20 protein-coding genes are annotated in these 26,792 nt (G+C 59.7%); 7 read left to right on the top strand and 13 right to left on the bottom strand.

The window, feature by feature from the left end:
* The first annotated feature begins 2 nt into the window (after window positions 1-2).
* From B5G34_RS12665 to B5G34_RS12640, 6 genes are all read left to right on the top strand, one after another.
* A complete protein-coding gene (locus B5G34_RS12665; protein WP_087338055.1) occupies window positions 3-1,172 on the top strand; it encodes an NADP-dependent malic enzyme in 1,170 nt (389 codons plus the stop codon).
* Window positions 1,173-1,357: 185 nt separating this feature from the next.
* Window positions 1,358-2,059 carry a Crp/Fnr family transcriptional regulator gene (locus B5G34_RS12660; RefSeq protein ID WP_087338053.1) on the top strand — a complete coding sequence of 234 codons (702 nt, stop codon included), beginning with the start codon at window positions 1,358-1,360 and terminating at the stop codon, window positions 2,057-2,059.
* Window positions 2,060-2,102: 43 nt separating this feature from the next.
* Complete coding sequence (gene xdhA / locus B5G34_RS12655) at window positions 2,103-4,412, top strand: xanthine dehydrogenase subunit XdhA (RefSeq protein ID WP_087338050.1); 2,310 nt, start codon at window positions 2,103-2,105, stop codon at window positions 4,410-4,412.
* Window positions 4,405-5,292, top strand: coding sequence for a xanthine dehydrogenase subunit XdhB (xdhB, locus tag B5G34_RS12650; RefSeq protein ID WP_087338046.1), 888 nt, complete (start codon window positions 4,405-4,407; stop codon window positions 5,290-5,292). The genes xdhA and xdhB overlap by 8 nt, the downstream gene beginning before the upstream one ends.
* The gene (gene xdhC / locus B5G34_RS12645) at window positions 5,285-5,791 is read left to right on the top strand and encodes a xanthine dehydrogenase subunit XdhC (protein WP_087338044.1); all 507 of its coding nucleotides are present in this window, start codon (window positions 5,285-5,287) and stop codon (window positions 5,789-5,791) included. The genes xdhB and xdhC overlap by 8 nt, the downstream gene beginning before the upstream one ends.
* A gap of 178 nt (window positions 5,792-5,969) precedes the next feature.
* The gene (locus B5G34_RS12640) at window positions 5,970-7,382 is read left to right on the top strand and encodes a nucleobase:cation symporter-2 family protein (RefSeq protein WP_087338042.1); all 1,413 of its coding nucleotides are present in this window, start codon (window positions 5,970-5,972) and stop codon (window positions 7,380-7,382) included.
* 103 nt (window positions 7,383-7,485) lie between these two features.
* On the opposite strand, the gene B5G34_RS12635 is transcribed toward B5G34_RS12640, so the two are convergent.
* The 13 genes from B5G34_RS12635 to B5G34_RS12575 form a co-directional block, all read right to left on the bottom strand.
* The gene (locus tag B5G34_RS12635; protein WP_087338039.1) at window positions 7,486-7,956 is read right to left on the bottom strand and encodes a GNAT family N-acetyltransferase; all 471 of its coding nucleotides are present in this window, start codon (window positions 7,954-7,956) and stop codon (window positions 7,486-7,488) included.
* Window positions 7,957-7,980: 24 nt separating this feature from the next.
* Window positions 7,981-9,477 (bottom strand): UDP-glucose--hexose-1-phosphate uridylyltransferase, encoded by a 1,497-nt coding sequence (gene galT / locus B5G34_RS12630; protein WP_087338036.1) that lies wholly within the window; start codon window positions 9,475-9,477, stop codon window positions 7,981-7,983.
* A 2-nt stretch (window positions 9,478-9,479) separates the two neighbouring features.
* Window positions 9,480-10,472 carry a UDP-glucose 4-epimerase GalE gene (gene galE / locus B5G34_RS12625; protein ID WP_087338032.1) on the bottom strand — a complete coding sequence of 331 codons (993 nt, stop codon included), beginning with the start codon at window positions 10,470-10,472 and terminating at the stop codon, window positions 9,480-9,482.
* 41 nt (window positions 10,473-10,513) lie between these two features.
* Window positions 10,514-11,800, bottom strand: a complete 1,287-nt coding sequence (locus B5G34_RS12620; RefSeq protein WP_087338029.1) for a galactokinase family protein — start codon at window positions 11,798-11,800, stop codon at window positions 10,514-10,516.
* 194 nt (window positions 11,801-11,994) lie between these two features.
* Complete coding sequence (locus B5G34_RS12615) at window positions 11,995-13,650, bottom strand: galactoside ABC transporter permease (RefSeq protein WP_087338026.1); 1,656 nt, start codon at window positions 13,648-13,650, stop codon at window positions 11,995-11,997.
* A 138-nt stretch (window positions 13,651-13,788) separates the two neighbouring features.
* On the bottom strand, window positions 13,789-15,297 hold the full coding sequence (locus B5G34_RS12610) for a sugar ABC transporter ATP-binding protein (protein ID WP_087338022.1): 1,509 nt from the start codon (window positions 15,295-15,297) through the stop codon (window positions 13,789-13,791).
* 200 nt (window positions 15,298-15,497) lie between these two features.
* Window positions 15,498-16,802 (bottom strand): substrate-binding domain-containing protein, encoded by a 1,305-nt coding sequence (locus tag B5G34_RS12605; protein ID WP_087338019.1) that lies wholly within the window; start codon window positions 16,800-16,802, stop codon window positions 15,498-15,500.
* Between the two features lie 180 nt (window positions 16,803-16,982).
* Window positions 16,983-17,963: a substrate-binding domain-containing protein gene (locus tag B5G34_RS12600; RefSeq protein ID WP_087338017.1), complete on the bottom strand. Its 981-nt coding sequence runs from the start codon at window positions 17,961-17,963 to the stop codon at window positions 16,983-16,985.
* Entirely contained in the window at window positions 17,950-19,668 is a 1,719-nt protein-coding gene (locus B5G34_RS12595) for a sensor histidine kinase (RefSeq protein ID WP_242957034.1), read from the bottom strand. Before B5G34_RS12595 ends, B5G34_RS12600 begins: the two co-directional genes overlap by 14 nt.
* Window positions 19,665-20,948, bottom strand: a complete 1,284-nt coding sequence (locus B5G34_RS12590) for a response regulator (protein WP_087338015.1) — start codon at window positions 20,946-20,948, stop codon at window positions 19,665-19,667. Before B5G34_RS12590 ends, B5G34_RS12595 begins: the two co-directional genes overlap by 4 nt.
* A 294-nt stretch (window positions 20,949-21,242) precedes the next feature.
* A complete protein-coding gene (locus B5G34_RS12585) occupies window positions 21,243-23,234 on the bottom strand; it encodes an MATE family efflux transporter (protein WP_087338012.1) in 1,992 nt (663 codons plus the stop codon).
* Window positions 23,235-23,252: 18 nt separating this feature from the next.
* On the bottom strand, window positions 23,253-23,858 hold the full coding sequence (locus B5G34_RS12580; RefSeq protein WP_087338009.1) for a TetR/AcrR family transcriptional regulator: 606 nt from the start codon (window positions 23,856-23,858) through the stop codon (window positions 23,253-23,255).
* Between the two features lie 138 nt (window positions 23,859-23,996).
* Window positions 23,997-25,040, bottom strand: coding sequence for a LacI family DNA-binding transcriptional regulator (locus tag B5G34_RS12575; protein ID WP_087338005.1), 1,044 nt, complete (start codon window positions 25,038-25,040; stop codon window positions 23,997-23,999).
* A 371-nt stretch (window positions 25,041-25,411) separates the two neighbouring features.
* Between B5G34_RS12575 and B5G34_RS12570 the strand changes: the two genes are divergently transcribed.
* Window positions 25,412-26,788 carry an ABC transporter substrate-binding protein gene (locus B5G34_RS12570; protein ID WP_087338002.1) on the top strand — a complete coding sequence of 459 codons (1,377 nt, stop codon included), beginning with the start codon at window positions 25,412-25,414 and terminating at the stop codon, window positions 26,786-26,788.
* The last annotated feature ends 4 nt before the right edge of the window (window positions 26,789-26,792 follow it).

Here is a 26,792-nt window from a genome sequence, read left to right as displayed (position 1 = left end):
TCATGGATGTGAATGAACAGGCCCTGAACCTCCACTATGAGCTCCAGGGCAAAATAGAGGTGGTCTCCCGTAAATCCATCGAGACCCGGGAGGACCTCTCCCTCATGTACACCCCCGGCGTGGCCGAGCCCTGCCGGGTCATTGCCAAGGACTATGAGCAGTCCTTCCGGCTCACACGCCGGAGCAATCTGGTGGCCGTCATCACCGACGGCTCCGCCGTGCTGGGCCTGGGGGATATCGGCCCCGCCGCCGGCATGCCGGTGATGGAGGGCAAGTGCGCTCTATTCAAGGAGTTCGGCGGGGTGGACGCCTTCCCCATCTGCGTGGATACCAAGGACGTGGACAAGCTGGTGGAGACCATCTTCCTCATCTCCAAGAGCTTCGGCGGCATCAACCTGGAGGACATCGCCGCCCCCCGCTGCTTTGAGGTGGAGCGGCGGCTGAAGGAGATCTGCGATATTCCTGTGTTCCACGACGACCAGCACGGCACCGCCATCGTGGTGGCCGCTGCCATGCTCAATGCCGCCAAGGTCACCGGCAAAACCCTGGGCCAGATGAAGATCGTCATCAACGGCGCCGGAGCCGCCGGCATCGCCATTGGCAAGCTGCTCATCTCCATGGGCTTCGGCAACATCGTCATGTGCGACATCCACGGCATTATCTGCGAGGGGGACGAGGGTCTCAATCCCGGCCAGGAGGAGATCTCCCACATCTCCAACCTGAACCACGAGCACGGCACCCTGGCTGACGCCCTCAAGGGAGCCGATGCCTTCGTGGGTGTGTCCCGTCCCAACCTCGTCACCGCCGAGATGGTGTCCACCATGAACCAGGGCATCGTCTTCGCCATGGCCAATCCCACCCCCGAGATCATGCCCGACGAGGCCAAGAAGGGCGGCGCCGCCGTCATCGGCACCGGCCGCTCCGACTTCCCCAACCAGATCAACAACGTGCTGGTCTTCCCCGGCATCTTCAAGGGTGCCCTGGCCGTGAGAGCAAAGGAGATCACCGAGGGCATGAAGATCCGGGCCGCCAAGGCCCTGGCCGCCCTGGTGACCGATGACCGGCTCAGCGCTGAGTATATTCTCCCCTCCGCCCTGGACAAGAGCGTGGCCGACGCCGTGGCCGACGCTGTGGCCCAGGAGGCCAGAGAGCAGGGCATTGCCCGCGCCTGACCCTCCCGGGGAACCTATAACTGTAAGCAAAGGCCTGCTTCTTTCCCCCGGAGGAAGCAGGCCTTTTGGTATACTCCCGCCGACAAAAGCTTGCTTTCTGAAAAAACTCCAGAAAAATAAGACACATGACCTTTCTTTTTGTGGGAATTAGACGATATAATAAGGACGTAAGGAGGTGAGGTCCTGTGGATGTCTTTCAGGCGCTTCCGCCTCAGAAGCGAAACTATATGGAGCTTCTGTTCCGCAACTGCACGGAAGAGGTCAAGTACTATATGACCCTCATTGACATTGAGGCGGAGCATACCTTTATCAAGGCAGGCACGGACTGCACCCATATCTTTATCATTCTCTCCGGCAAGGTGACCGGCGTGGAATGGCCCATGCATGAACGTTCCTACCCCTTCAAGGACTTCGGGCCCGGCGATTTCTTCGGTGAGATCGAGTGCTTCGCCGGTCTGTCCCAGTACCGCATCAGCATCATCGCCTCCACCCCCTGCCGGGTCCTCTCCATTCCCGCCTCTGCTTATATGGAGTGGATGCGGATGGACGTGGACGCGCTCTTCCTGCGCACCCAGGAAAACATACACCGTCTCATTACCCAGACCGCGGAGGCCCGCAAGTACCTCTTTATGGAGGGCAAGGACCGGCTGATGGTCCATCTGATCCGAAAATTCGAGCAGCGGCTGCCCACCCCCCAGGTTTTGGAGCTGAAGCAGACCAGGACCCAGATCGCCGAGGAGATTGGCTTTTCGGTCAAGACCCTGAACCGCAGCATTCAAAAGCTGGAGGATATGGGGCTGATCCGGCTCCAGCGGGGAAAGATCCTCATTCCCGAGGAGGGCTACCGGGCCATGAAAGCCCACATTGAGCATCACATCAACGGTTGAATATCCCTCCGTCAACACGGAGCATCAAAAGGAGGAAAGCGCCATGTATGTCGGAAAAAAAGTGACCCGGGTGGACGCCCATGACAAGGCTGTGGGCCGCACCAGGTACACCGACGATCTGTGTGACAAGAGCGCCTACATCGCCCAGGTGCTGCACGCCACCATTGCCAACGGCCGGGTCAAGTCCATCGATACCTCTGCTGCGGAGGCCATCCCCGGCGTCATCAAGGTATTTACCTGCTTTGACCTGAAGGAGAAGCATTACTTCCCCACCGCCGGTCACCCCTGGTCCACCGACGAGAGCCACCAGGACGTGGCAGACCGGCTGGTGCTCACCGACCGGGTCCGCTTCTACGGCGACGACATCGGCGCGGTGGTGGCGGAAAACGAGGTGGCCGCCGCCCAGGCCATCCGGGCCATCAAGGTGGAGTACGAGGAGTACCCCTTCGTACTGGACGTCCATGAGGCCATGAAGGACGGGGCCCCCCAGCTTCACGAGGCCTATCCCAACAATATCCTCAAGCACACCACCATCCGCAAGGGCAACTATGAGGAGGCCATCAAGGAGCCCGGCCTCATCAAAGTGGAGGGCTGGTACCAGACCCCCACCGTCCAGCACTGCCACATTGAGAACTTCATCTGCTTCGCCGAGATGACCGGCGACCGCATCAAAATGGTCACCTCCACCCAGATCCCCCATATCGTCCGCCGGGTGGTGGGCCAGGCCCTGGGCATCGAGTGGGGCAAGATCCATATCATCAAGCCTTACATCGGCGGCGGTTTCGGCAACAAGCAGGACGTGCTTTATGAGCCCCTGTGCGCCTGGCTGTGCATGCAGCTGGGGGGCCATCTGGTCAAGCTGGACATCCCCCGGGAGGACACCTTTGTCTCCAACCGGGTACGCCACGCTATCCACAGCCATATCATCTCCTGGGTGCGGCCCGACGGCACCTATGCCGCCCGCAAGCTGGAGGCCTTCTCCGACCAGGGCGCCTATGCCTCCCACGGCCACAGCATCTGCGCCAAGGGTGCCGGTGCCTTCCCGCAGCTCTACCCCTGCGACAACGTGGAGGTGGACGCCTACACCGTGTTCACCAACAAGCCGGTGGCCGGCGCCATGCGGGGCTACGGCATCCCCCAGGCCATGTGGGCGGTGGAGTGCCACACTGAGGAGGTTGCCGCCCGGCTTGGCATGGACCCCATCGAATTCCGGCGGAAAAATCTGATGCCGGTGGGATTCACCGATCCCTTCTCCAAAAACGAGCTCTATTCCGACACCTTCAACCAGTGCATCGACAAGGGTATGGAGGTCACCGACTACCTGCGGAAATACAAGGCCTACCAGAACCAGACCGGCGATATCCGCCGGGGCATCGGCATGGCGGTGTTCTGGTACAATACCGCCGTATGGCCCATCTCCCTTGAGACCTCCGCCTGCCGGATGGTCCTCAACCAGGATGGCTCCCTCCAGGTCCAGCTGGGTGAGACCGAGATCGGCCAGGGTGCCGACACCGCCTTTGCCCAGATGACCGCCGACGTGATTGGGGTGCCCCTGGACAAGGTCCATATGGTCTCCTGCCAGGATACCGACGTTACCCCCTTCGGCACCGGGGCCTACGCTTCCCGCCAGACCTACACCGCAGGCTTTGCCATCCGTCAGACCGGCCTGCTGCTGAAGGAGCGCATCCTGAACTACGCCCACGAGCTGACCCGGATGCCACCCTACAACCTGAACATCGTGGACGGCAACATCGTCCGCATCACTGACGGCCGGGTTCTGATGACCCTGGGAGACCTGGCCACCGAGGCTCTCTACAGCCTGACCCACAGCCAGCACCTGACGGCGGAGAGCACCGCCCAGATCAAGTCCAACGCCTATTCCTTCGGCTGCACCTTTGCCGAGGTTGAGGTGGACATCCCCATGTGCAAGGTAAAGCTGCTGGATCTGGTCAACGTCCACGACGCCGGCACCATCATCAACCCCGCCCTGGCGGAGGCCCAGGTCCACGGCGGCATGAGCATGGGCATCGGCTTCGGCCTGTCGGAGAAGCTGCTCTTTGATCCCAAGAGCGGCAAGGCCCTGAACAACAACCTGCTGGACTACAAGCTGTCCACCTTTATGGACCATCCCCGCCTGCGGGCCTTCTTCGTGGAAAACCCGGAGCCCACCAGCGCCTTCGGCACCAAGGCTCTGGGCGAGCCCCCCACCTGCTCGGTGGCTCCCGCCATCCGCAACGCGGTCTACCAGGCCACCGGCGTCTTTGTTAATGACGCACCTGTCAATCCCCACATCCTCTTCCGCCGCTTTATGGAAGAGGGTCTGATCGAAAAGGAGGGCTCCGGCCATGTATGATATCAAAGCGCTTTACGAGGCGGAGAGTGTAGCCCACGCCGTCCAACTGCTGCTGGAGCATCCGGAAGCCCAGATCATTGCCGGCGGCAGTGACGTGCTAGTCCAGATGCGGGAAGGCAAGCGGGCCGGCAAGGAACTGGTCAGCATCTACGGTCTGGACGAGATCCGGGGGGTGTCCCTGGAGGAGGACGGCACCATCCGCATCGGCTCCCTCACCAGCTTCTCCCACATCACCAAAGATCCCATCATCCAGGCCCACATCAATGTACTGGGTCAGGCGGTGGACCAGGTGGGCGGACCCCAGATCCGCAATATCGGCACCATCGGCGGCAACACCTGCAACGGCGTGACCTCCGCCGACTCCGCCTCCACCCTGTTCGCCTGGGACGCCATCATCGAGATCACCGGTCCGGAGGGCGTGCGCCGCACCCCCATCCAGAACTTCTACATCAAGGCCGGTCAGGTGGACCTGCGCCCCGGTGAGCTCCAGACCGGCATCCTCATCCCCAAAGCCTCCTATGAGGGCTATGAGGGCCACTACATCAAATACGCCATGCGCAACGCCATGGACATCGCCACCACCGGCTGCTCGGTGAACGTGAAGCTGTCCGCTGACAAGTCCACCATGGAGGATGTGCGCATCGCCTACGGCGTGGCGGGCCCCATTCCCATGCGGGCGGTTACCGCTGAGGCGTACGCCAAGGGCAAGCCCACCACCCAGGCGGAAATCAAGGCCTTTGCCCGCACCGTGCTGGAGGACATCAATCCCAGAGACAGCTGGCGGGCGGCCAAGGACTTCCGTCAGCATATCGCGGTAGTGCTGGCCGAGCGCGCCCTGACTGAATCTATCCGTCTGGCAGGAGGTGTGATCCATGAGTAAGCAGTACAAGCTGGTCCGCTGCACCATCAATGGCAAGCAGGTGGAGAAGATGATCGACGTGCGGGCCTCCCTCACCGACATGCTGCGGGACGACTACCGTCTCACCAGTGTCAAGAAGGGCTGCGAGGTGGGCGAATGCGGCGCCTGCAACGTGCTGGTCAACGGCGAGTGCTTCAACTCCTGCATCTATCTGGCGGTGTGGGCCGACGGCAAGGAGATCCTCACCCTGGAGGGTCTGGCCGGGCCCAACGGCGAGATCTCCGACATCCAGCAGGCCTTCATCGACGAGGCCGCCGTCCAGTGCGGCTTCTGCACCCCCGGCTTCATCATGAGTGCGGCGGAGATCCTGGAGTCGGGCAGGGAGTACTCCGATGACGAGATCCGCAAGCTCATGTCGGGCCACCTGTGCCGGTGTACCGGATATGAGAATATCTTCCGGGCGGTGAAAAAGACCATGCTCCGCCGCCTGGGCAAGAACGCCGAGGCCGACGCCGTGTAATCCTTCCCCACAGTCTGGCATCCCCTCATTTTTCAATCCCCTTCGGTTATGCCAACCGGTCATGATATACATAAAACATTCGGTTTGGGACCGAAGGGGATTTTTGCACCCTTTTTTGCTGAAAAATATGCATTTTATATAAAAAATAATTATTTGCAAATTTGTAAGTGAGGTGCTCATGATGGAAACCAAGGAAGCGCAAATCAACACCATCAGCCAAGACAACATCTACCAGCTCAATGGAAGGGTCCCCCTTTCCAAGGCGATTCCCTTCGGTTTGCAGCACGTCCTGGCTATGTTTGTGGCCAATCTGGCTCCCGTACTGATCGTGTGCAGCGCTGCTGTAATTCGGGGGACAGACACCCATCTTACTCCCGCAGAGATTACGCAGCTGCTTCAATGCGCTATGTTCGCCGCCGGCATCGGCACCTGCATGCAGCTCTACCCGATCTGGAAGATTGGCTCCAAGCTGCCCATCGTCATGGGCGTCAGCTTCACCTTCCTGGGCAGCCTCCTGATGATCTGTACCAACCCCGCTCTGGGCTACGAAGGCATGGTGGGCGCAGTCATCCTGGGCGGTATCTTTGAAGGCCTGGTAGGCTTGAGCGCCAAGTACTGGAAGCGTTTCCTTACCCCCGTGGTATCCTCCTGTGTGGTTATCGCCATCGGCCTCTCCCTCCTGTCGGTGGGCATGAATTCCTGGGGCGGCGGCAACGGCGCCGCCGACTTCGGTTCCTGGTACCATCTGGCCATTGGTGCTTTCACCCTGGTGGTATGTCTGGTCTCCCGCTACTGTCTGAAAGGTGTCTACAAAAATCTGAATATTCTGGTGGGTCTCATCGTAGGCTACATAGTCTCCGCCATCATTACTGTGGCCGGTATCGCTCCAATGGTGGACTTCTCCGGCATCCAGAAGACCATCAGCGAGGTAGGCTTCTTCAGTCTGCCCAAGCCGGTATTCCTCACCAGCCACTTCCCTGTGTTTGACCTGGGCGCCTTCTTTACCATCGCCATCGTTTTCCTGGTGTCTGCCGCAGAAACCAGCGGCGCTACTGCCGCCGTCGCTCAGGGCGCACTGGGCCGTGAGCTGAAGATCGAGGAGCTGCAGGGCTCCCTGGCAGTGGACGGCTTCTCCAGCTCCATCTCCGGCTGCTTCGGCTGCCTGCCCCTCACCTCCTTCAGCCAGAACGTGGGCCTGGTCACCATGACCGGCGTCATCAACCGCTTCACCATCCTCATGGGTGCCCTCATCCTGATCCTGGCCTCCCTCTTCCCCCCGCTGGGCGCGTTCTTCAACTCCCTGCCCCAGTCGGTGCTGGGCGGCTGCACCGTCATGATGTTCGGCTCCATTATGTATGAGGGCATCAAGATGCTCAAGGAGTGCGAATTCAACGACCGCACCATGATCATCGTCTCCCTGTCCTTCTGCATCGGCATCGGCCTGACCCAGACCTCCGGCAACTTCTTTGCCGCTTTCCCTGCCGCCGTGGGTGACATTTTCAACGGCAACGCGGTGGCCGGCGTGTTTGTGGTCTCCCTGCTGCTCAGTCTGATCCTGCCCAAGGAGAAGGGCTCCGCGGACAAGGACTGATACATTCCTTTGCTGCCCATTCCAATATATAGATGCCCATTTGCTCAAACCAACAGCGGCGGCTCCGTCAGGAGCCGCCGCTGTTGGTTTTCCTTGCTTAGATTTAAAGGTCATATCGATAGATGCGCTCATGGGCACCGCCCCCTGTGGGGGCCTCGTCCACAAACTTCCAGCCCAGCCGCTCATAATAGCCGTTGAGCTTGGTGATCAGATAGAGGCAGTCATAGCGATGGAGCGCCCGCACCGCCTCGATGCTGGCGATCTGCAGCTTCTGGCCGATATGCATATTCCGGTATTCATCCTTCACATACAGGGTGGCCATCCAGGGAGAGAGATCCTGCCGGGTTTTCAGATCATTGAGCCACAGGGACACCACGCCCACCGGCTTGTCCTGCCACACCGCCACCAGCATCTGGGGCACCGTGTCCCGCTGGGAGGCGTATTTGGTCCGGTAGATGATCTCTTCCAGGGAATACCCGTCCGCCTTGGCCCACTCCAGCCAAAGCCACTGGGATACTTCTTCCATAAACTCCGGCGCGTCCGCCAGATTGACGATTTTGACCTCTTCCGTCATGTCTGACCTCCTCCGTTCTATCTCTTATACCTGCTCCAGGAACCGCAAGAAGGCTTCTTTCCCCTCCGGGGTGCGGGCGTAGACGCCGGCGTGCTCCAGCACCTTGGCAAACACCAGACCGGTCTCGTGATAGACCACATCCAGGGCGTTGTCCGCCGTGATGGTGTAGTTGGGCATAAAACCCTCCGCCCAGTCGGCGTGGGCCGCCGTCAGCGGGTCGGCCCGCAGGTCGCCGCCGTTGGCCAGCTTGTCCGCCACCGCCGCCAGTTCGGCCTTCAGCCGGGCGGGCAGCACCGCCAGACCCATGACCTCGATGAGGCCGATGTTCTCCTTCTTGATGTGGTGGAGCTCGGCGTGGGGGTGGTACAGGCCCAGAGGATGTTCCTCGGTGGTCAGGTTGTTGCGCAGCACCAGGTCCAGCTCGTAGTCCTTCCCCCGCCGCCGGGCGATGGGGGTGATCGTGTTGTGGGGCTCCCCGTCGGTCTCGGCCAGGACCATGGCCCCCTCGTCGGTATAGCCCCGCCAGCTGGCCAGGATCTTGTCAGCCAGGTCGATGAGCCGCTGAGGATCGCCGCAGGTGAGCCGCACCACCGACATGGGCCACTTGACGATACCGGCGGCAACGTCCTCATAGCCCTGGACGGTGAAGGGAGTCTCCACCGGGGCCTTCTCCATGGCGAAGGTATACCGGCCGCCCTGGAAATGGTCGTGGGCCAGGATGGAGCCGCCCACGATGGGCAGGTCGGCGTTGGAGCCCACGAAATAGTGGGGGAACTGGCCCACAAAGTCCAGCAGCTTGGCAAAGCAGGCCCGGTCGATCTTCATGGGGGTGTGGACCTTGTTGAGGCAGATGCAGTGCTCGTTGTAGTACACATAGGGGGAGTACTGCAAAAACCAGGGGGAACCGTTGATGGTGATGGGCACAATGCGGTGGTTCTCCCGGGCGGGATGGTCCAGCCGGCCGGCATAGCCCTCATTCTCGGCGCACAGCTGGCACCGGGGATAGGCGGAGGCGGGCAGATTCCGGGCCGCCGCAATGGCCTTGGGGTCCTTCTCCGGCTTGGAGAGGTTGATGGTGATATCCAGTTCACCGTACTCGGTCTGGGCCTTCCACTGCACATCCTTGGCAATGCGGTCCCGGCGGATATAATTGGTGTCCTGGCTGAACTTGTAGTACCAGTCGGTGGCCGCCTTGGGGTCCTGCGCGCAGAGGGCACGGAACTTGGCAATCACCTGGGAGGGGCGGGGTGTGAGCACACCCATCAGCCGGGTGTCAAAGAGATCCCGATAGGTCACGGAGTCCTCGGGCAGCACGCCACGGGCGTGGGCGTCGTCGGCCAGGGCACCCAGGATCTCAGGCAGTTCTCCCTCCGCCGGGGCTGAAACTTCCAGCAGCGCGCAGCTGCTCAGTCCCAGCACGTCCAGCAGGGTATTGACCGCCCATACCCGGTCCTCGGGCTGGATCAGCTCCTTCTCCACCCCGTAGGCCACCAGCTTGGCAAGGGCTTCTTCACGCTCCATGCTCAGCCCTCCTCAAAGCCGTGGGGATGGCTCTTGTGCCAGGCCCAGGCGGAGGCCACGATGGTATTCAGGTCGTTGTACTGGGGCTTCCAGCCCAGCACCTGGATGGCCTTCTCGGAGGAGGCAATGAGCTGGGCAGGATCGCCAGCCCGGCGGGGGGCCATCTTGGCGGGGATGGGGTGACCGGTGACCGCCCGGGCCACGTCCACCACTTCCTTCACCGTGAAGCCCACGCCGTTGCCCAGATTGAACACATTGTTCTCCCCGCCCTTGAGCAGGTAGTCCAGGGCCAGGATGTGGGCCTGGGCCAGGTCAGTGACATGGATGTAGTCCCGGATGCAGGTGCCGTCCTTGGTGGGATAGTCGTCGCCAAAGACGCTGACCGCCTCCCGCTGGCCCAGAGGCACCTGGAGAATGATGGGAATCAGGTGGGTCTCAGGATCATGGGCCTCACCAATTTTTCCGGAGATGTGAGCGCCGCAGGCGTTGAAGTAGCGCAGGGCCACATAGCGCAGGCCGTGGGCCTTGGACACCCAGCTCATCATGTGCTCCATGGACAGCTTGGTCTCACCGTAGCAGTTGGTGGGCACGGTGCGGTCGTCCTCCAGGATGGGCACCCGCTCGGGCTCGCCGTAGGTGGCGGCGGTGGAGGAGAAGACGATCTTGTCCACGCCGTGGGCCACCATGGACTGGAGGAGCACCATGGTGCCATGGAGGTTGTTGTCATAGTACTTCAGAGGATCGGACATGGACTCGCCCACCTGGGAGGAGGCGGCAAAGTGGATGACGCCCTCGATGTTCTCCGCCTGGAAGAGGGTATCCAGAGCACCCCGGTCCCGGATATCCAGCTCATAAAACTTCGCCTTGGGATGCACCGCAGCCCGGAAGCCGGTCTGCAGGTTGTCGGCCACCACCACTTCCCGGCCGGCGTCGATGAGTTCATATACCGTATGGGAGCCGATGTAGCCAGCTCCGCCCAATACCAGAATTGCCATTGTTCAGACGCGCTCCTTTCACAATCACACTATGCTTTTGCTCAGGGCCAGAGAACCGTTCCGCCCACGGGACGGATGCTCAGCACATGGCAGCTGCCCTCGCCCAGGCTGGCTTCCACCTGCTTGCGGAACTGGTCCAGAATATCCAGCGGCACAAAGGCCTGGATGGTGCCGGCAAAGCCGCCGCCGTGGACCCGGCAGGCCCCTCGGCCGCCCAGGGCCCGCTGGGCCACCGTCAGAGCCACGGCCATGGCCTGGTCCTGTACCGCACCGGCGGGGGTGATATTCTGCAGCAGATCCCAGGAGGAACGACCAGACTGGTTCACCACTGCCAGGAAGGCGTCCATATCGCCCTGCTCCAGGGCATCGGCCTCCAGCTTTACCCGCTGATCGTCAGCAAAGAAGTGGAGGGCGCGGAGCACAGCCCGGTCGCCCACCGCCTTGCGCAGCTGAGGCAGAGCGGCCAGCACGTCGCTCTCCTCCACCTCACGCAGCACCTTCTTGCCGAAGTAAGCGGCCACGGCGCACATCTCCTGGGGCACGGCGGCATACTCGCTGGTGAGGTCGGCGTGGCTGGCCCCCGAGTCGATGATGCACAGGGCGTAGCCCAGACCGTTCAGGTCCACCGCCACCGTCCGCACCACCGGCGCAGCGGGGTCGGCAAAATCGATGGCCACAGCGCCGCCCACCGAGGAGGCAGTCTGGTCCATCAGGCCGCTCGGCTTGCCGAAGAAAATATTTTCCGCCTTCTGCCCCATCTGTGCGATGGTCACCGGGTCCAGTTCGTCCCGGCAGAACAGATGATTTTCCACCACGCCCAGCAGCACCTCGCAGGCGGCGGAGGAGGACAGACCGGAGCCGGGCAGCACATCGGAGGTGGCATAGACGTCAAAGCCAGCTACCGGATAGCCTCGCTGGGCCGCCTCGGCCGCCATGCCCCGCACCAGGGCGGCGGTGCTCTCCCGCTCGGATTCTCTGGGGCCCTGGCCCTCCAGCTCCACCTCCACCATGGGCCAGCCCTGGGACTGGAAGCGGATGGTGTTGGTGCCGTTGGGAGCGGCGCAGGCCAAAAAGTCCAGGTCCACCGCCGCCGCCAGAACGCGGCCATGCTGATGATCGGTATGATTGCCGCAAATCTCGGTACGGCCCGGCGCGGAACACAGAGTGATGGGGGTATCGTCCCCCACTCCAAAGCTCTTCTGGAATCCGTCCAGCAGGTCGGCCACCCGCTTGCGGCCGGCGGTGAGGTCTCTGCACAGCAGGCGGCTCAGCGCCCCGTCCAGCTCACCGGCGGCCAGCGCCTTACGCACAGCGCCCAGTTCTTGCATGGTTCTTCTCTCCTTTTACATGCCGGAGCGGGCAGGGCTCACGCCATGCCCGTCCGGGATCTTGGTTTCATCATAGCACATTCCGCCGCCGCTGCCAATGCGGCAGGTCGCACAAAAGCCGCTGCAAAGCAGACCGGTCCCCCGCGTCTGCCTTGCAGCGGCTTCCCGCTTCACTATGAAAAAGGCGGAATGGATTACTTCTTCTGCACGTACTTCAGGCAGTCCAGCATAACGGCGACCAGGATGATGATGCCGGAGAACACGAACTGCAGGTTGGTGTCGATACCCAGAATGGTCAGGGAGTAGGTCAGGGCGGTGAAGATAAACACGCCCACCACACAGCCGGAGATCTTACCGATACCACCGGTGAAGGAGATGCCGCCCACGACGCAGGCCGCGATGGCGTCCATTTCCCAGCCCTGGCCATAAGCGGCGGAGCCGGAACCGGTCATGCGCAGGCACTCCAGCCAGGAGCCGAAGCCGTAGAGCACACCGGCCATGATGAAGGCGCCCACAGTAACCTTGAACACGGAGATACCGGAAACAGAGGCGGCCTCAGGGTTGCCGCCCACGGCGTACAGGTTCTTACCAAAGGTGGTCTTGTTCCAGATGAACCACACCACCGCGACGGCGGCCACAGCCCACAGGATGATGGTGGGGAAGCCGTTGATGCGGGGGATGATCATGCCGGGAATGGTGGGGTCAATGCCTCCGAAGGACACGCCCTTGGTGGAGTAGGTCACCAGGCCGAAGATAACCAGCATGGTGGCCATGGTGGAAATGAAGGGGTGCATCTTAAACTTAGCGGTGAAGAATCCGGCGATGGTGGTGAAGATGGTGCACAGCACGATGCAGACCACCAGGGCCAGGAATACCCGGACGATGACGGGGATGCCGGAGAAGTCAAAGATGTGACCGAACACGCCGCCGGTGTTGGGGCCGGAGTGCATCACGATGGTAGCCGCCGTCATGCCCATACCGACCATACGGCCGATGGACAGGTCGGTACCGGCCAGCAGGATCAGGCCGGCTACGCCCAGCGCCAGGAACATTCTGGGAGAGGCCTGGGACAGGATGTTCAGCACGTTGTTCACGGTCAGCAGCGGGGTATTCTTCACGATGGGGGTGATGATACAAAGGGCGATAAAGATGATGATGATGGCGATGTACAGGCCGTTTCTCAGCAGGAAGTCCCGGCGGTTGAAGGAATACTTATAGTTTTCCCACTTCTGCGCCATGGACTCGCCGAAGGTGAACTTGGACATGCGCAGCATATCGATCAGGTGGAACTTGTGATCGAACGCGGCATGCTGCCGGTCCTTCACCTGCTGCAGGTTCTGGGCCCGCTGCATCTTGGCGTCAAACAGGCGGTTTTTATGGACATATTTCTCGTCCTTGATCTCGTGCTGATCGCTCAGCTTGGACACCGTCTCCTGGTGTTCCTTGTTCAGCTGAGCCACCGCCGCGGTGTAGTTCTCCAGAGCCGCCTTCTTTTCCTCTTTGCAGCTCTCCACCACCGCCTGATAGTACTCGGTGTTATAGTGTTCCTTGAGATAGCTCTCCGCCTGGGCGATCAGCTTGGAGACCTCTTCCTTGTTCTTGGCCTCCACCGCCTTGGCGGCCTCCAGCTCTCTCTTGTAGGCTTCCAGCTTGGCAGCCTTCTCCTGGGCGGTATAGATCCGGTCCCGCTTCAGGTTGTCAATGTCGTTCTGGATCTCGACGACTCTGTCTGTACCATCCACGCGCAGAGCATCGATCTTTGCCTGGATGCCGCTGACATATTCGTCGATCGGCTGAAGGAGTTTGCTCTCCTGCTCAGCCGTAAGGATTTTTGTGTTTTCCGCTACCATAAGCAATTTCTCCCATTATAGTGTCCATCGGACAGGCCCGCGGGTCCCGTCCTCGCTGGCACACGGCTCCGGACCACACCGGACCATGCGCCCCCTGCAATACACACAAAGCTCCCCTGCTTTGTCTTGTTGGCATACTTAGAGGTACTTGGCGCTCAGACGCAGCAGTTCCTCCTGATTGGTCTCCTTGGTGTTCACGATACCGGACAGATGTCCGTTGGACATAACGCCGATCCGGTTGGTGATACCCAGGATCTCAGGCATCTCGGAGGAGACCACGATAATGGTCTTGCCCTGCTTGGCCATCTGGATAATCAGTTCATAAATCTCGTACTTGGCGCCAACGTCAATGCCTCGGGTAGGCTCGTCCATCATAAAGACCTGGGGCTCACGCTCCAGCCACTTGCCGAAGATCACCTTCTGCTGGTTACCGCCGGACAGACTGGTGATCATATCATCCGGGCCCATACACTTGGTGTGCATGACCTTGATCTCTTTATTAGTGGCCTTGACCATTTTGGGGGTGGAGAGGGCCACGCCGGATTTATACTGTTCCAGGTTTGCAATAGTGGTATTGAAGGTAAGGTCGCACTTGAGGAACAGGCCGTTGGCCTTGCGCTCCTCGGTGATCATGGCAAAGCCATGCTCAATGGCTTCCTTGGCGTTGTTGAAATTCATCAGGCGGTTTTTGAAATAGACCCGCCCGGCCGCTCGGGTCCGCACACCGAAGATGGTCTCCATCAGCTCGGTGCGGCCGGCGCCCACCAGGCCGTACAGGCCGAAGATCTCGCCCTCCCGGACGTCAAAGGTGATATCCTGCAGATGGGGCGCGTACTTGGTGGACAGGTGCTGAACGGACAGAATGGTATCTCCCGGCTGGTTGTCCACCGGGGGGAAGCGGCTCTCCAGAGAGCGGCCCACCATGGCTGCGATCAGCTCGTTCATGTTGGTCTCCTTGGAGGGCTTGGTCATGACCAGATTACCGTCCCGAAGCACCGAGATCTCGTCGCAGATCTCGAAGATCTCATCCATCTTGTGGGAGATGTAGATCAGGGCGATGCCCTGCTCCTTCAGCATCCGCATCATTTCAAAGAGCTTGCTGACTTCCTGCACGGTCAGCGAGGAGGTGGGCTCGTCCAGGACGATCACCTGGGCGTTATAGGAAATTGCCTTGGCAATCTCGCACATCTGCCGCTGGGAAACGGACATATTCCGCATGGGCTGGGTCAAATTGACGGTCATTCCGAGCTTGCGGAAGAGCTCGGAGGCCTTTTTCTTCATCCTGCCTTCGTCAATGACGCCGGCGGAATTGACGGGATAGCGGCCAAGGAACAGATTGTCGATCACGTTCCGCTCCAGGCACTGGTTCAGCTCCTGGTGCACCATGGCGATCCCGTTTTCCAGAGCGTCTTTGGGGCCCGAAAAGCTGATCTCCTTACCGTTTAAGAAAATCTTTCCTTCATCCTTCTGATAAGTACCGAACAGGCACTTCATCATCGTGGACTTACCGGCGCCGTTCTCGCCCATAAGGCCCATGACCGTACCGCGCTTCACATCCAGATTGATGTGGTCAAGCACCCGGTTGCGGCCAAAGGACTTACTCATACCGCGGATTGACAGGACAATATCATCTTTCGCATCTGCCATTCTCGTTACTCCCGTTATGCATATTAGCAGTTTCAGCGAAAAGTCTGATTCTGCCGGTTTTCACTAAAATGTGCTATTAGGGAGAATTCCTTCTCCCGAACGGAGAATTCCTCCTCCCGTACGGAGAATTCCTTCTCCCTAATAGCAAACGGTTATTTCTTGTGATTCACAATAGGGACCTGAGCGGTCCGCGCCTTTTCTTACTGGGCCAGAATACCGGTGTAGGAAGCAGCGTTGTCGGTCTTCACCATGTTGATGGCGAAAGCGTCATAGGCGCTGGGGTTGCTCAGACGGTTGGTGATGTTGGACTCGGTCTGGCCGTCGCCGGCGATGTACTCCACGTTCAGGTTGAGCAGATCGTCGTACTTCTGCAGCAGGGGCTGATAGGTGGAGCCCAGGAAGTTATCGGCGGAGTTGTAGATGTTCAGCCACACGTTCTTGGTGGGATGCTCAGTGGCGTCCAGCTGATTGGAAACAGGCTCGTAAGTAACGGTAGAATCCAGGAAGCTCTCATAGTTCTCGGCGGTGACAGCCACGTTCAGAGCGTAGTAGGAACGGGTAGCCTCGTCATAGTAGAACACGTCCTCGCCCAGCACGTTGCCGGCCTCGTCAGCGGTGCCGATACCGGTGTCGATGTCCACGCCGTCCAGAGCGTTGCGCAGCACACGCAGGGTCAGGTAAGCCTGAACGTCAGCGTGCTGGCTGATGGTGCCGCCGTAGCCCTCAGCGATAGCGGCAACGGCGTCGGAGTTGGCGTCATAGCCGAAGGTGGGAACCTCGTTGGCCTTGGACCAGGAGTTGAACATAGCCATGCCCATGCCGTCGTTGTTGGAGGCCACGATGTCGATCTGATCGCCGAAGGAGGAAGCCCAGGTGCCGATGGCGTTGCCGGCGGTGGCAGCGTCCCAGGTGGCGCCGGCGGAGTTCTTCATCTCCTGAGAAGCCAGCTCACGGACAGTGTAGGTAGTGCCGTTCACCTCGATGGTACCGTCCTGCACGAAGGCGGAGGTGCCGTCCACGTTGGTGCCCACGGGAGTGCTGTCGATGGCGCCGTCCTTCTCAACGGCGGTGCCCAGAGCGGCACGGACGCCGCGGGTACGGGCGATGGAGTCGTTGTGGCCGATGTCGCCCACAGCCAGCACGTAGCCGATGACACCGTCGCCGTTGCGGTCGATCTTTTCGCCGTTCTCAATGGCCTTGGTGATGTAATCCAGGATCATCTTGCCCTGGAGCTCAGCGCCCTGGTTGGCGTCGAAGCCCACATAGTAGGTGTTGTCGTTGAAGGTCAGAGCAGCCATGTCCAGCTCGCCGGTGGTGCTGTTGGAGGGCTGACGGTTGAACCACACCAGGGGCTTATCCTTGTTGGCAACGGTGGTGGCCTCGTTGCCGCCGGTGGAGGTCTCGGGAGCGCCGCTCTCAGTGGTGGTGCTGGTGCCGCCGCCGCAGGCAGCCAGGCTGAGCGCCATGGCAGCCGTCAGGGACAGTGCAAGAATTCTCTTCTTCATAGCAATTCTCCTTTTTCCTTGGGTTTTGATTGGTCCGTCCTTACCGGACCCCCTTACACCTCATAATCTTAGTGGAAATTCTCTGGAAAAACAAGGTGAAAATTCACTGAAAGAAGGGTAAAAATTTATGCGAATAGAACAATGTACAAAAAATTTCCTTCACTCACTTGTGCAAAACGCCTACTCCCAGTGTTGTTCAAAGGCAAACAGGGCTTTTTGGCTATCCATGGTAAACAGGTTGTCCCGGTCCACCACCTGAGTGGAGGTATCCACCACCCGCTCAAGAGTTCCGCCGTGCCCGCTGATCAGCTGATAGGCGCTCTCTACCCCCAGGTAACCCATGGCGTAGGGGTTCTGCACCACAAGGGCGTCAACGGCTCCGTCCTGCAGGCCGTCCACCGTGGCCACATTGGAGTCAAAGCCCACCAGGAAGACCTGCTGCGACAGCCCCAGCTCCTCCACCGCCTCCGCCGCGCCCACGCTGGTGGGCTCGTTAAAGGCCAGCAGCACATTGATCTGAGGGTATCGGCGCAGCATTGTCTCGGTATCAGCCCGGGCATGCTCCGCTTCTGCCAGGGTATTCACCACCGCCACCACCTGTGCCCGGCCGCTGGCTTTCAGGACGTCCACCGCCCCCCGCTCCCGCTCCTGGCCGTTGGCGCTGCTGATGTCATAGTTGATGATCCCTACGGTCAGAGGACCGTCCACCCGATCCAGCGCCGCCTGGGCCGCCATCTGTCCCGCCGCGTAATTGTCGGTGCCGATGTAGGTGCTCACCATTTCGGAGTCCACGCTGCTGTCAATGGCCACGATCTTGGAACCCTTCTGGGCTGCCTCGTCGATGGCAGAGGCATTGTTCTTGTAGTCGATGGCGGAAAATACAATGGCATCCGCCCCGGCCTGAGCAGCCTGGGACACCATCTGGTTCTGGGTCTCGTAGTCCTCCTCGGTCTCCGGCCCGATGATGGTCAGGTCCAGATTATATTCTGTGGCGGCCGCCTCGGCGCCCGCAAAAACCGACAGCCAGAATTCGGTCTGGGTGGACTTGGCCACCAGGGTCACCTTATATTGCTCGGCGGTGGAGACACCGGTACCGCATCCACTCAGGAGGGCCCAGGCCAGCGCCACACAGAGCAGGCCTGCCCGTCTACTTGGCCTCATAATCTCCCTCCTCCAGCTTGGGCATACGGATCTCCACACAGGTACCCACATCCGGCTCGCTGGTAATGTGTAGTCCATAGCCCTTTCCGAAATAGATCTTCAAGCGGTCGTCCACGTTTTTGATGCCGATGCCCGTGCGGTCGGTGGGGTCCCGCTGCATGATGGTCCTCAGCTGCTCCGGCGTCATCCCCACTCCGTTGTCCTGGACGTAGAAGACGATATCGTCCCCGTCCTGCCGCACCCGTACATCGATCTCCCCCTCGTCCACCAGCAGGTCCAACCCATGGTTGATGGCGTTTTCGATGATGGGCTGCAGGGTGATCTTGTTGCAGTAGTAGTTCAGGCACGCCGGGTCCACGTCAAATGTATAGGTAAACTGGTTTTTATACCGGTATTTCTGGATCTGTAGATAGCTCTCGGCGTGCTGGATCTCCTTGGCGATGGGGATGAGCTCATGGCCTTTGCTGATGCTGATGCGGAAGAGCCGGGCCAGGGCATGGACCATGCGCACCGCCTCGGCGTTGCGCCCCTGCTCGCACATCCAGGCGATGGAATCCAGAGTGTTGTACAAAAAATGGGGGTTGATCTGGGCCTGGAGGGCCTTCAGCTCCGTTTTGCGAAGGTTGACCTCCTCCTCTCGGACAGTGGACATCAGCCGTTGGATCCGCAGCACCATGTGTCCGAAGGAATCAGACAGCTCCTGCACCTCCCGGGTTCCTCCCACCGGCCGGTAGGTAAAGTGGTCGGCGTCGGTCTCAAAGCTCTCCATGGCGGCCGTCAGCCCCCGCAGGGGCCGGCCCAGCAGGCGGGAGAGCAGCCAGCTGGTGAGCACCGCCGCCGCCAGTACCACCACAGCCAGGGCCATGGACAGGTGGATCATTTCGGTAACGTTGCGGTTGACCAGCTCGTCCACGTAGCTGACACCCACCACCCGCCAGTCGCTGTCCGCCACGCTGGCAGCGCAGTAGATCACCGTATCATTGGCGTAGGTGCCGTCCTGCATGCCGGCCAGGGCGGCCATCTGCTCCGACTTCAGCCCGGCGTACAGCAGCTGCTGCTGGGGATGGTACACGATGTTGCCGGTCTTGTCCATCAGGAAGCAATAGCCCCGCTGGCCGATGCTGACGTTGTTGATATAGCTGGAGATGCTGGAGAAGCTCAGGTCCAGGGAGACCCAGGCCGCCTGTCCCCCCGGCTCCAGAGGCGCCGTCATGGTCACCACCCAGGGGTAGTAGCCCTCAAACAGGGACTCCACATGGGGAGCCGTCATATAGGCGGAGTCGGAGGCTCTGGCCATATCCAGGTCGAAGGAGAGGTTCTGAAGGATGTTCTCCCTGGGCTCACGGCCCAGGGACCAGCAGTCCAGAAGCTGCCCGGTCTCTGAATAGCTGGTGACCGCTACCACATCGGGGCGAAACGTCAAAAAGGCGAACAGAAGCTTGTCCCGGCTGTCCGCGCTTTCCGATATGGACTGCTTGACCAGCTCCATGGCCTGGGTCATATCTTTCAGATAATTGCCCACTGTGGTGGATACTTGAGATACCGCCTGAGCGCTGCTGGTGCGGGCGTTCTGAACCACGGCGCTGCGGTAGCGGTTGAGGAAAAGAACGATACAGCAGCACAGGATGATGGCCACCACGCTCACCACCATGGCCACCAGAATGGTGGTGGTACGCAGCCCGGTTCTGGGCGCGTCTTTTTTCACAGGACCTCACCTGCTCTCTCCTGCTCCAGCCTGCGGCGCAGGGCGTTGGGAGACTCGCCGCAATATTTTTTGAAGCAATAGCTGAAATAGTGCTGGTCGGTATAGCCGCACCGCTGGGCCACCTCCTGGATCTTGAGTCCCGGAATGGCCAGCAGCTCCCGGGCCGCATCCATGCGCTTGCGGATCAGGATGTTGATAAAGGTCTCGCCGGTATACTTCTTGATGCAGGCGCTCAGATGGTTGGGGCTGGCCCCAAGCATCCCACTGAGGGATACCAGGGAGAGGTCGGCGTCCATATAGTGCTGATCCAGGGCCTCCAGCGCCCGCCGGCACAGCAGGCTGCCGCCCTTCACCGCGGGAGCCAGGTCGCTGATAAACTGGGCCCCTCCCTCCGTCCGGTCCCCCTGACGGAGGGCCTCGATAGCCTCCCGGTAGGCATCGTGCAGAGAGGTCAGGGAACGAACCGCCCGGCTGACGCCGATACGGCAGCGCTTACCCAAGACACGGTCCGCCATCTGGGGGATCTCGTCGGCCAGAATGTGCAGATACTCCTCAAAATCCGACGGATTGCCCAGCAGCACAGTCACCACCTTCCCCCAGGTAAAGAAGCTGACGCTGCGCAGATATTTGGAGCCCAGCCGGTCCACCGAGGCCACAAAGGAGGGTTCGGTACAGCCGTTCCCCTCCTCGTCCATCAGGGTGGATACCATTACCACATAATAGGGCTTGTCCGCCTGGTCCCGCAGCAGGCCGCACTGCCGCCCGTAGCTTTCCAGTGCGGCCTCCTCCTCTGGCTCAGCATACTCGTCCAGCACCAGGGGCATCAGCATGGCGGCCCGCAGATCCCCGCCCTCGGCTCTGGGGTCCGTATGGCGGAACTGGGCATACTGGGCGTCGATCTTCTGTCGGATGTTACCCAGCTCTTTCCCCAGTCCTTCCATGGTCAGGGGCTTGAGCATGTAGCTGATAATGTTATATTGAATGGCCTGCTTGGCATATTCAAAATCATCGTAACCGCTGAGGAATGCGATATTGGTGGCGGGCCGAACCTCACGCACCTGCCGGGCCAACTCGATCCCGGAGATAAAGGGCATGCGGATATCCGTCAGCAGCAGATCCGGCTTGTGTTTTTCCACCAGCTGAAGGGCGTCCAGTCCGTTGCTGGCGCTGCCCACCAGGCAGAATCCAAAATCCTCCCAGGGGATCATGGTGCACACTGCTTCTCTCAGTTCGTCCTCGTCATCCGCCACAACTACGGTATAAGGTGTCTTTACAGCCATTGCGGCACCGTCCTTTCTCGTGCGGGGCTTAAACCGATACTTCCCGCACATGGGATCTTTCCGGCTGCAGCAAGCACTCTGGGCAAAGAGTTATCTCGCTCCCGTCCTTAGGGCATTGGTCTTTTATTATACCAGATAGTTGACTTTTTCTCAAACCATTCTTTGTCCATTTGTTTCCTTTTGGCGGAAAATTGCCGAATGAGCCAGACTTTTAAGGGCACTCAACAGGAAAGCCCCCGGATCGCCTTGCATAGCAAGGCGATCCGGGGGCTTTCCTGTATGATGGATGCCGGTTCAGGCGCTTTGATAGAGCTGGGCAATCATGTCGACACACCGGTCCAGGCCGATCCTGCCGCTGTCCAGGCACAGCTCATAATTGTCCGCCTGGCCCCACTGAGTGCCGGTATAGAGCTCGTAGTAGGCTCTGCGCTTCTTATCCTTGTCGTGCAGCCGCTGGGCGGGAGACTCCTCCCGCTGGCCATACACCGTTACAATGCGCTCCGCCCGCTGCTCATCGGAGGCATGGACGAATACAGTCAGGCAGTCTGCCACATCCCGCAGGATATAGTCGGCACAGCGGCCTACAATGACGCAGGACTCCTGCTGGGCCAGGTCGGTAATGACCTTCTTCTGGGCCAGCCACATCTTATCCGCGGCAGACTGTCCGTCCTGTTCCCGGCCCGCCATGGCGTTATCAAACAGCCGGTCGGAGGATGCGTACTCGCCGTTTTTCTCGATGTATTCCTTGGCCAGGCCGCTTTCGGCGGCGATCTTTTCGATGAGGTCGCTGTCGTAGCAGGGAATGCCCAGCTTGGCGGCTACCTCCTTGCCGATGGTCCGGCCGCCGCTGCCGAACTCCCGGCTGATGGTGATCACCCGGTTGTGGGTGGCGGGGATGGGAGCAGCCTCCGGCTCGGTCCGGATCTCCTTCAGCATGGCCTTCTTGAAGCGATTATACAGGGCAACGGCAATGAGGCAGGAGACCGTGTCGGTGATGGCCTGCACCCACATCAGGCCGGTCACCCCGAAGAGGGCGTCCAAAGTAAAACTGAGGACGGTGAAGATCACGCCCAGGCGGAGCACCGCCAGCAGCAGCGAGGTCTCCCACTTGCCCACCGCCTGGAAGATGGAGTTATACATGTTGAACAGGCTCATTCCGATGACGCACCAGGACCAGCAGCGCATGAAGGTGCTGCCCACCTCAATGGTGGCCGCATCAGGGGTGAACATCCGGACGATGGTGCCGGGAATGAACTGCACGATGGCCAGGAAGATCACGGAGAAGATCAGAAGGATGATAAAGGAGAGGCGGCATACCGCGTGGACCCGCTTGTGGTCCTTGGCGCCGTAGCTGTAGCCGATGAGGGGCATGACGCCCTGGGCAATGCCGATGCTGATGTGCAGGGCGATAGTGCCGCACTTGGAGGTCACGCCGTAGGCGGCGGAGAGGGTGTTGCCCCCCTTGTGCCGCAGCAGCAGGCCGTTCAGCACCGAGATGGACACCGACACCAGCAGCACCGACAGGGCGGCAGGAAAGCCCACCGACAGGGTGCCCCAGGCCACCTTTTTCTCCAAGGAGAAGTACTTGGGTGCCAGGGTGAGCACGGTAGACTTTCTCATCCGGGCCAGTACAAAAAAGAAATACACCATGGAGATGGTATTGGACAGCATGGTGGCCACGGCCGCACCGGCCACGTTCATATGGAATACAAAAATGAACACAGGATCCAGGATGATGTTCAGGATGCCGCCCAGGGCCAGGCCGAAGCCGGCCTCCTTGGTCTTACCCACCGAGCGCACCAGATGTCCCAGGGTCAGGCCGGCCACCGTGGGCAGGCCGCCGATGACAAAGACCCAGAACAGGTAGTCTCTGGTAAAGCCGAAGGTATATTCGTCCGCACCGAAAAAGGTCAGGACAGGGGTCATAAAGACGGCCAGCAGGATGGACAGAACCAGGGTCACGGCCAGGCTGCCCCAGAAGCTGAAGGAGGAGGCCTTCTTGGCCGTCATCTCATCATTCTGGCCCAGGCTTCTGGCGATCACGCTGTTGGCGCCGATGCCAAACAGGTTGGCCACCGCGGTCAGCAGGGTATAAATGGGAAAGGTGATAGACAGGGCGGCCAGCTGGTTGGGATCGCCGATCTGCCCGATAAAGAAGGTGTCGGCCAGGCTGTAGAGAATGACGATGATCTGGCTGACCACCGTGGGGATGGCCAGTTTGGCTACCGCCTTCCCCACCGGCATGGAGGTAAATAACTCATTGTTTTTGGTACTGCTTTTTGTCATGGCTTCTTCCCCTACTCATCACGCTTGACTCTTCTCCGCTGAAGGGGCTCCGCCGGACAGTTCGTCGTGAAGTCCGTCCAGGAAACACTGCACAGCGATCTCCCGGCTCTTTTTCAGGTCGGCAGAGGTGTAGTGATAAAAATAGCCCAGGTCCTCCTGGGAGATAAATCCGTGGAGGATGGCACGGAAGACACGCTGCCAGTGGGCAATGCTCTCCTCCGGCAGACCGTACTCCCCAAGGATCTCCACCACCGTATCCAGCAGCGGAAGAGCCATCTCCTTGGCCTGCTCATCCTCTTCCGAGGGAATGGACATGATCAGCCGGTACAGACCCTTGTTTTCCACAGCAAAGGTGTGATAGGCCTCTGCAAAGGCCCGCACCGCCTCATCCTTCTGCTTCCCCCGGGTCGCGGCCCGCTGGTTTTCCACAAACCGGTCAATGGCACAGCGGAATACCTCATTGCGCAGCTCACGGGTGTTTTTGATGTGGTTATACAGGGAGGGGGTTTTGATGCCCAGCCGGCGGGCCAGCTCATGAAGAGAGATGATGGGCTGCCCCGTGTTGGCGACGCAGGCCACCGCCTCCGCCACGATGATCTCCTTGCTCAGTCCTTTTGCGCTCATGATTTGATTCCTCCTAAAACTAACACCATTAGTTATGGTGCAACTAATAGTGTTAGTTTGTCAACAGGATACAGGAAAAATTTTAAAAAACAAGAAGGACCGCCCTGCCATACAGGGCGGTCCTTCTGTTCTTATCTCTCAGATTACATCCACGCCTCCGGCGGTGGCCCGCCGGAACAGGACAGGAGGGACAATTTTATGTACCGGAACCGACTGGCCCGGCATTTTTCCCTGCTTGCGGGCCTTGATCTGATCCACCAGCAGCTGGACCGCCTCATGGGCCAGCTGGTCCACCTGCTGTCCCACCGTGCTCAGGGGGATGATGGCCTCTCTGGACGTGGGTGAGTTGTCAAAGCCGATAATGCAGTATTCCTTGGGCAGATAGCCGTACCGCCGGATAATGAGATTCAGAAGCGTATTGGCCGTGGTATCGTTGGCCAGAAACACGCCGATCTTCTGATGGGCATACTTTTTGTCCCACTCCTTCAGGACATCCTTCAGAATGGCCTGGTCCTCCTCATAGGACCGGTCCAGCTCCCGCAGGATCACCTCATGGGCCAGACCGTTGGCCTGGCAGTAATCCTCAAAGCCCCGGATGCGCCCGTAAGCAGGAATGCGGGGATCGGTGGGGGAATTGATGTGGATCAGAATATCACACTGCTGCTCCTCCAGCAGAGCAGCCGCCTGCCGTCCTCCGGCCTCATTGTCGGTATTCACACTGCATACGAACTGATCCTCCCGCTCGATGGCCACCACCGGAATCTGGAACTGGGCCAGTTCCTGGGAGGAGAGAGTATGGCTCAGTACGATCATACCCTCAATCTGATAGGAGAGCAGTTCTTTGATGTACCGGCGTTCACTCTCCTTATTGTTGTTGCCGATAAACACCAGAAACTTATAGCCAAAGGTCTCGTAGGTGGCCAGGATCTGGTTCAGAACCTCGGAATAAAAGCGGTGGTAAAATTCCGGAACGATGACCCCGATGAATTCCGTTTTCCCCATGGCCAGGATACGGGCCACCCGGTTCTCATGATAATCCAGCTTCTCCAGTGCCTCTGAAATGATCTGCTGGCTTTTCTCCGTCAGGGAATCCGGATCGTTAAAATATCGGGATATGGTCGTCTTTGAAAAATTGGTGTATCTGGCAATGTCATCAAATGTCACTCGTTTTTTCTCTTCCATATCAAGCCCTTCCATCTGCCGAGACGGCATCTCCGGCCGCTATGGTCCCGAGTGAACAAGCGGCTGTCAAAACCCTCAAGATAGATGCGCGATTTCTTCTCAGATTTGATCGAATTTTATTATAACAAACAGAAGAAATGGATGCAATCCCTCCCGCCCGGCGGGGCCGGGTGTGATTGTGCATAATTTCAAGCCCTGGAAATGAGGCGGATTTTACAAAAATATTTCCATCGGGTGAAAACCATTGACGGAAGCTTACCGTGAGGAGTAATATTGTGCAAGAATAACCGGTTCCATTACCGGTTACATAACCGGTTTTTATATGTTTTATGCCCGCAAAACAACGAAAAGAGGAAACAGGAGGAGAGACAATGAAGAAATACGCACCCACCAGATTCCTCGCGTTGGGTCTTTCGGCCGCTCTGATGACCGGACTGCTGTCCGGATGCAGATTCGGCTTTGCCAGCGATCCGGACGACCCCAATGCGGTGGAAGCGGTAGAACCCATCGACATGTCGGTAGACACCTTCGAGTACGACCCATCCCTCAGCGGCACCAGCATCACCCTGCTCAACTCCAAGGCGGAGATCCAGACCGCCCTGGTGGAGATGGGAGCGGCCTTTGAGGAGAAATCCGGCGTACATGTGGAGGTCATGCCCGTCACCGACGGCGATTCCCCCTACACCAAGGTAGTCAGCCTGTACAACTCCGGCAATCCCCCCACGCTGTCCATTCTGGACACCACCGACGTCATCGCCCTGGCGGAGGAAAAGGCCGCCGACCTGTCCGACCAGCCCTGGATCCAGGAAGCAGAGGGCTATACCACCCAGATCAACGGTAAGGTGTACAGCTTCCCCCTGTGTATCGAGGGCCGCGGCATCATCTACCACAAGGAAGTGATCGAGGAAACCCTGGGCGAGACCTTTGATCCCACTTCTATCCGGACTCAGGACGACTTTGTGGCTCTGCTGGACCGGCTGGTGGCGGCCGGCATGGAGCATCCCGTCTCCCTGGCCATGGAGGACTGGTCCCTGGGCGCCCATCATCTTCAGTACATCTATGAGACCTACGACGGCACCTCCGACGGCGCCGCTGAGTGCATCAACCTGATCAAGGACGGTCAGCTGGATCTGACCACCTACGACCGTATGTCCCAGTTCCTGGATATGTTTGATATCCTGAAGGAGTACAACGTGGCTTACCGGGACCCCCTTGGCGCCGACTATGACGAGATGGCCATCGACCTGGCCGACGGCAAGACCGCCTTCTGGTTCAACGGCAACTGGGCCTGGCCCAACCTGGCCGAGGCCGACGCCGAGGAGGACGACGAGTACGGCTTCCTGCCCTACTTTATGAACAACGACCCTGATGACTTTGTGAACCAGCAGATCCAGGCCTCTCCCTCCAAGCAGATCATGCTGGACGGCATTGTGGCCACGGAGAAGGAGCAGGCCGCCGCCAAGGAGTTTTTGAACTGGATCGTGTTCAGCGAGATCGGCCAGCAGATGCTGGTCAAGACCTGCAAGATCATCCCTCCCTTCCAGAACAACCCCTATGAGCCTTCCGATCCTCTGAGCCGCGACATTTACAGCCGGGTGCATGAGGGCACCGCCTTCAATGCTTCCGCCATCGTGCCCAACGACCACTGGGCCGTTCTGGGCGCCGCCATGCAGAAGTATCTGGCCGGCAGAAGCGACCGGGCGGAGCTGATCGATTCCATCGTGGCCTATTGGGATGAGCAGCAGTAAGGAG

Source organism: Flavonifractor sp. An82, from assembly GCF_002159265.1.
Taxonomy (GTDB): Bacteria; Bacillota; Clostridia; order Oscillospirales; family Oscillospiraceae; genus Flavonifractor.
The sequence above is the reverse complement of the archived record's forward strand: the minus strand, read 5'-3'. Positions and strand labels throughout refer to the sequence as shown.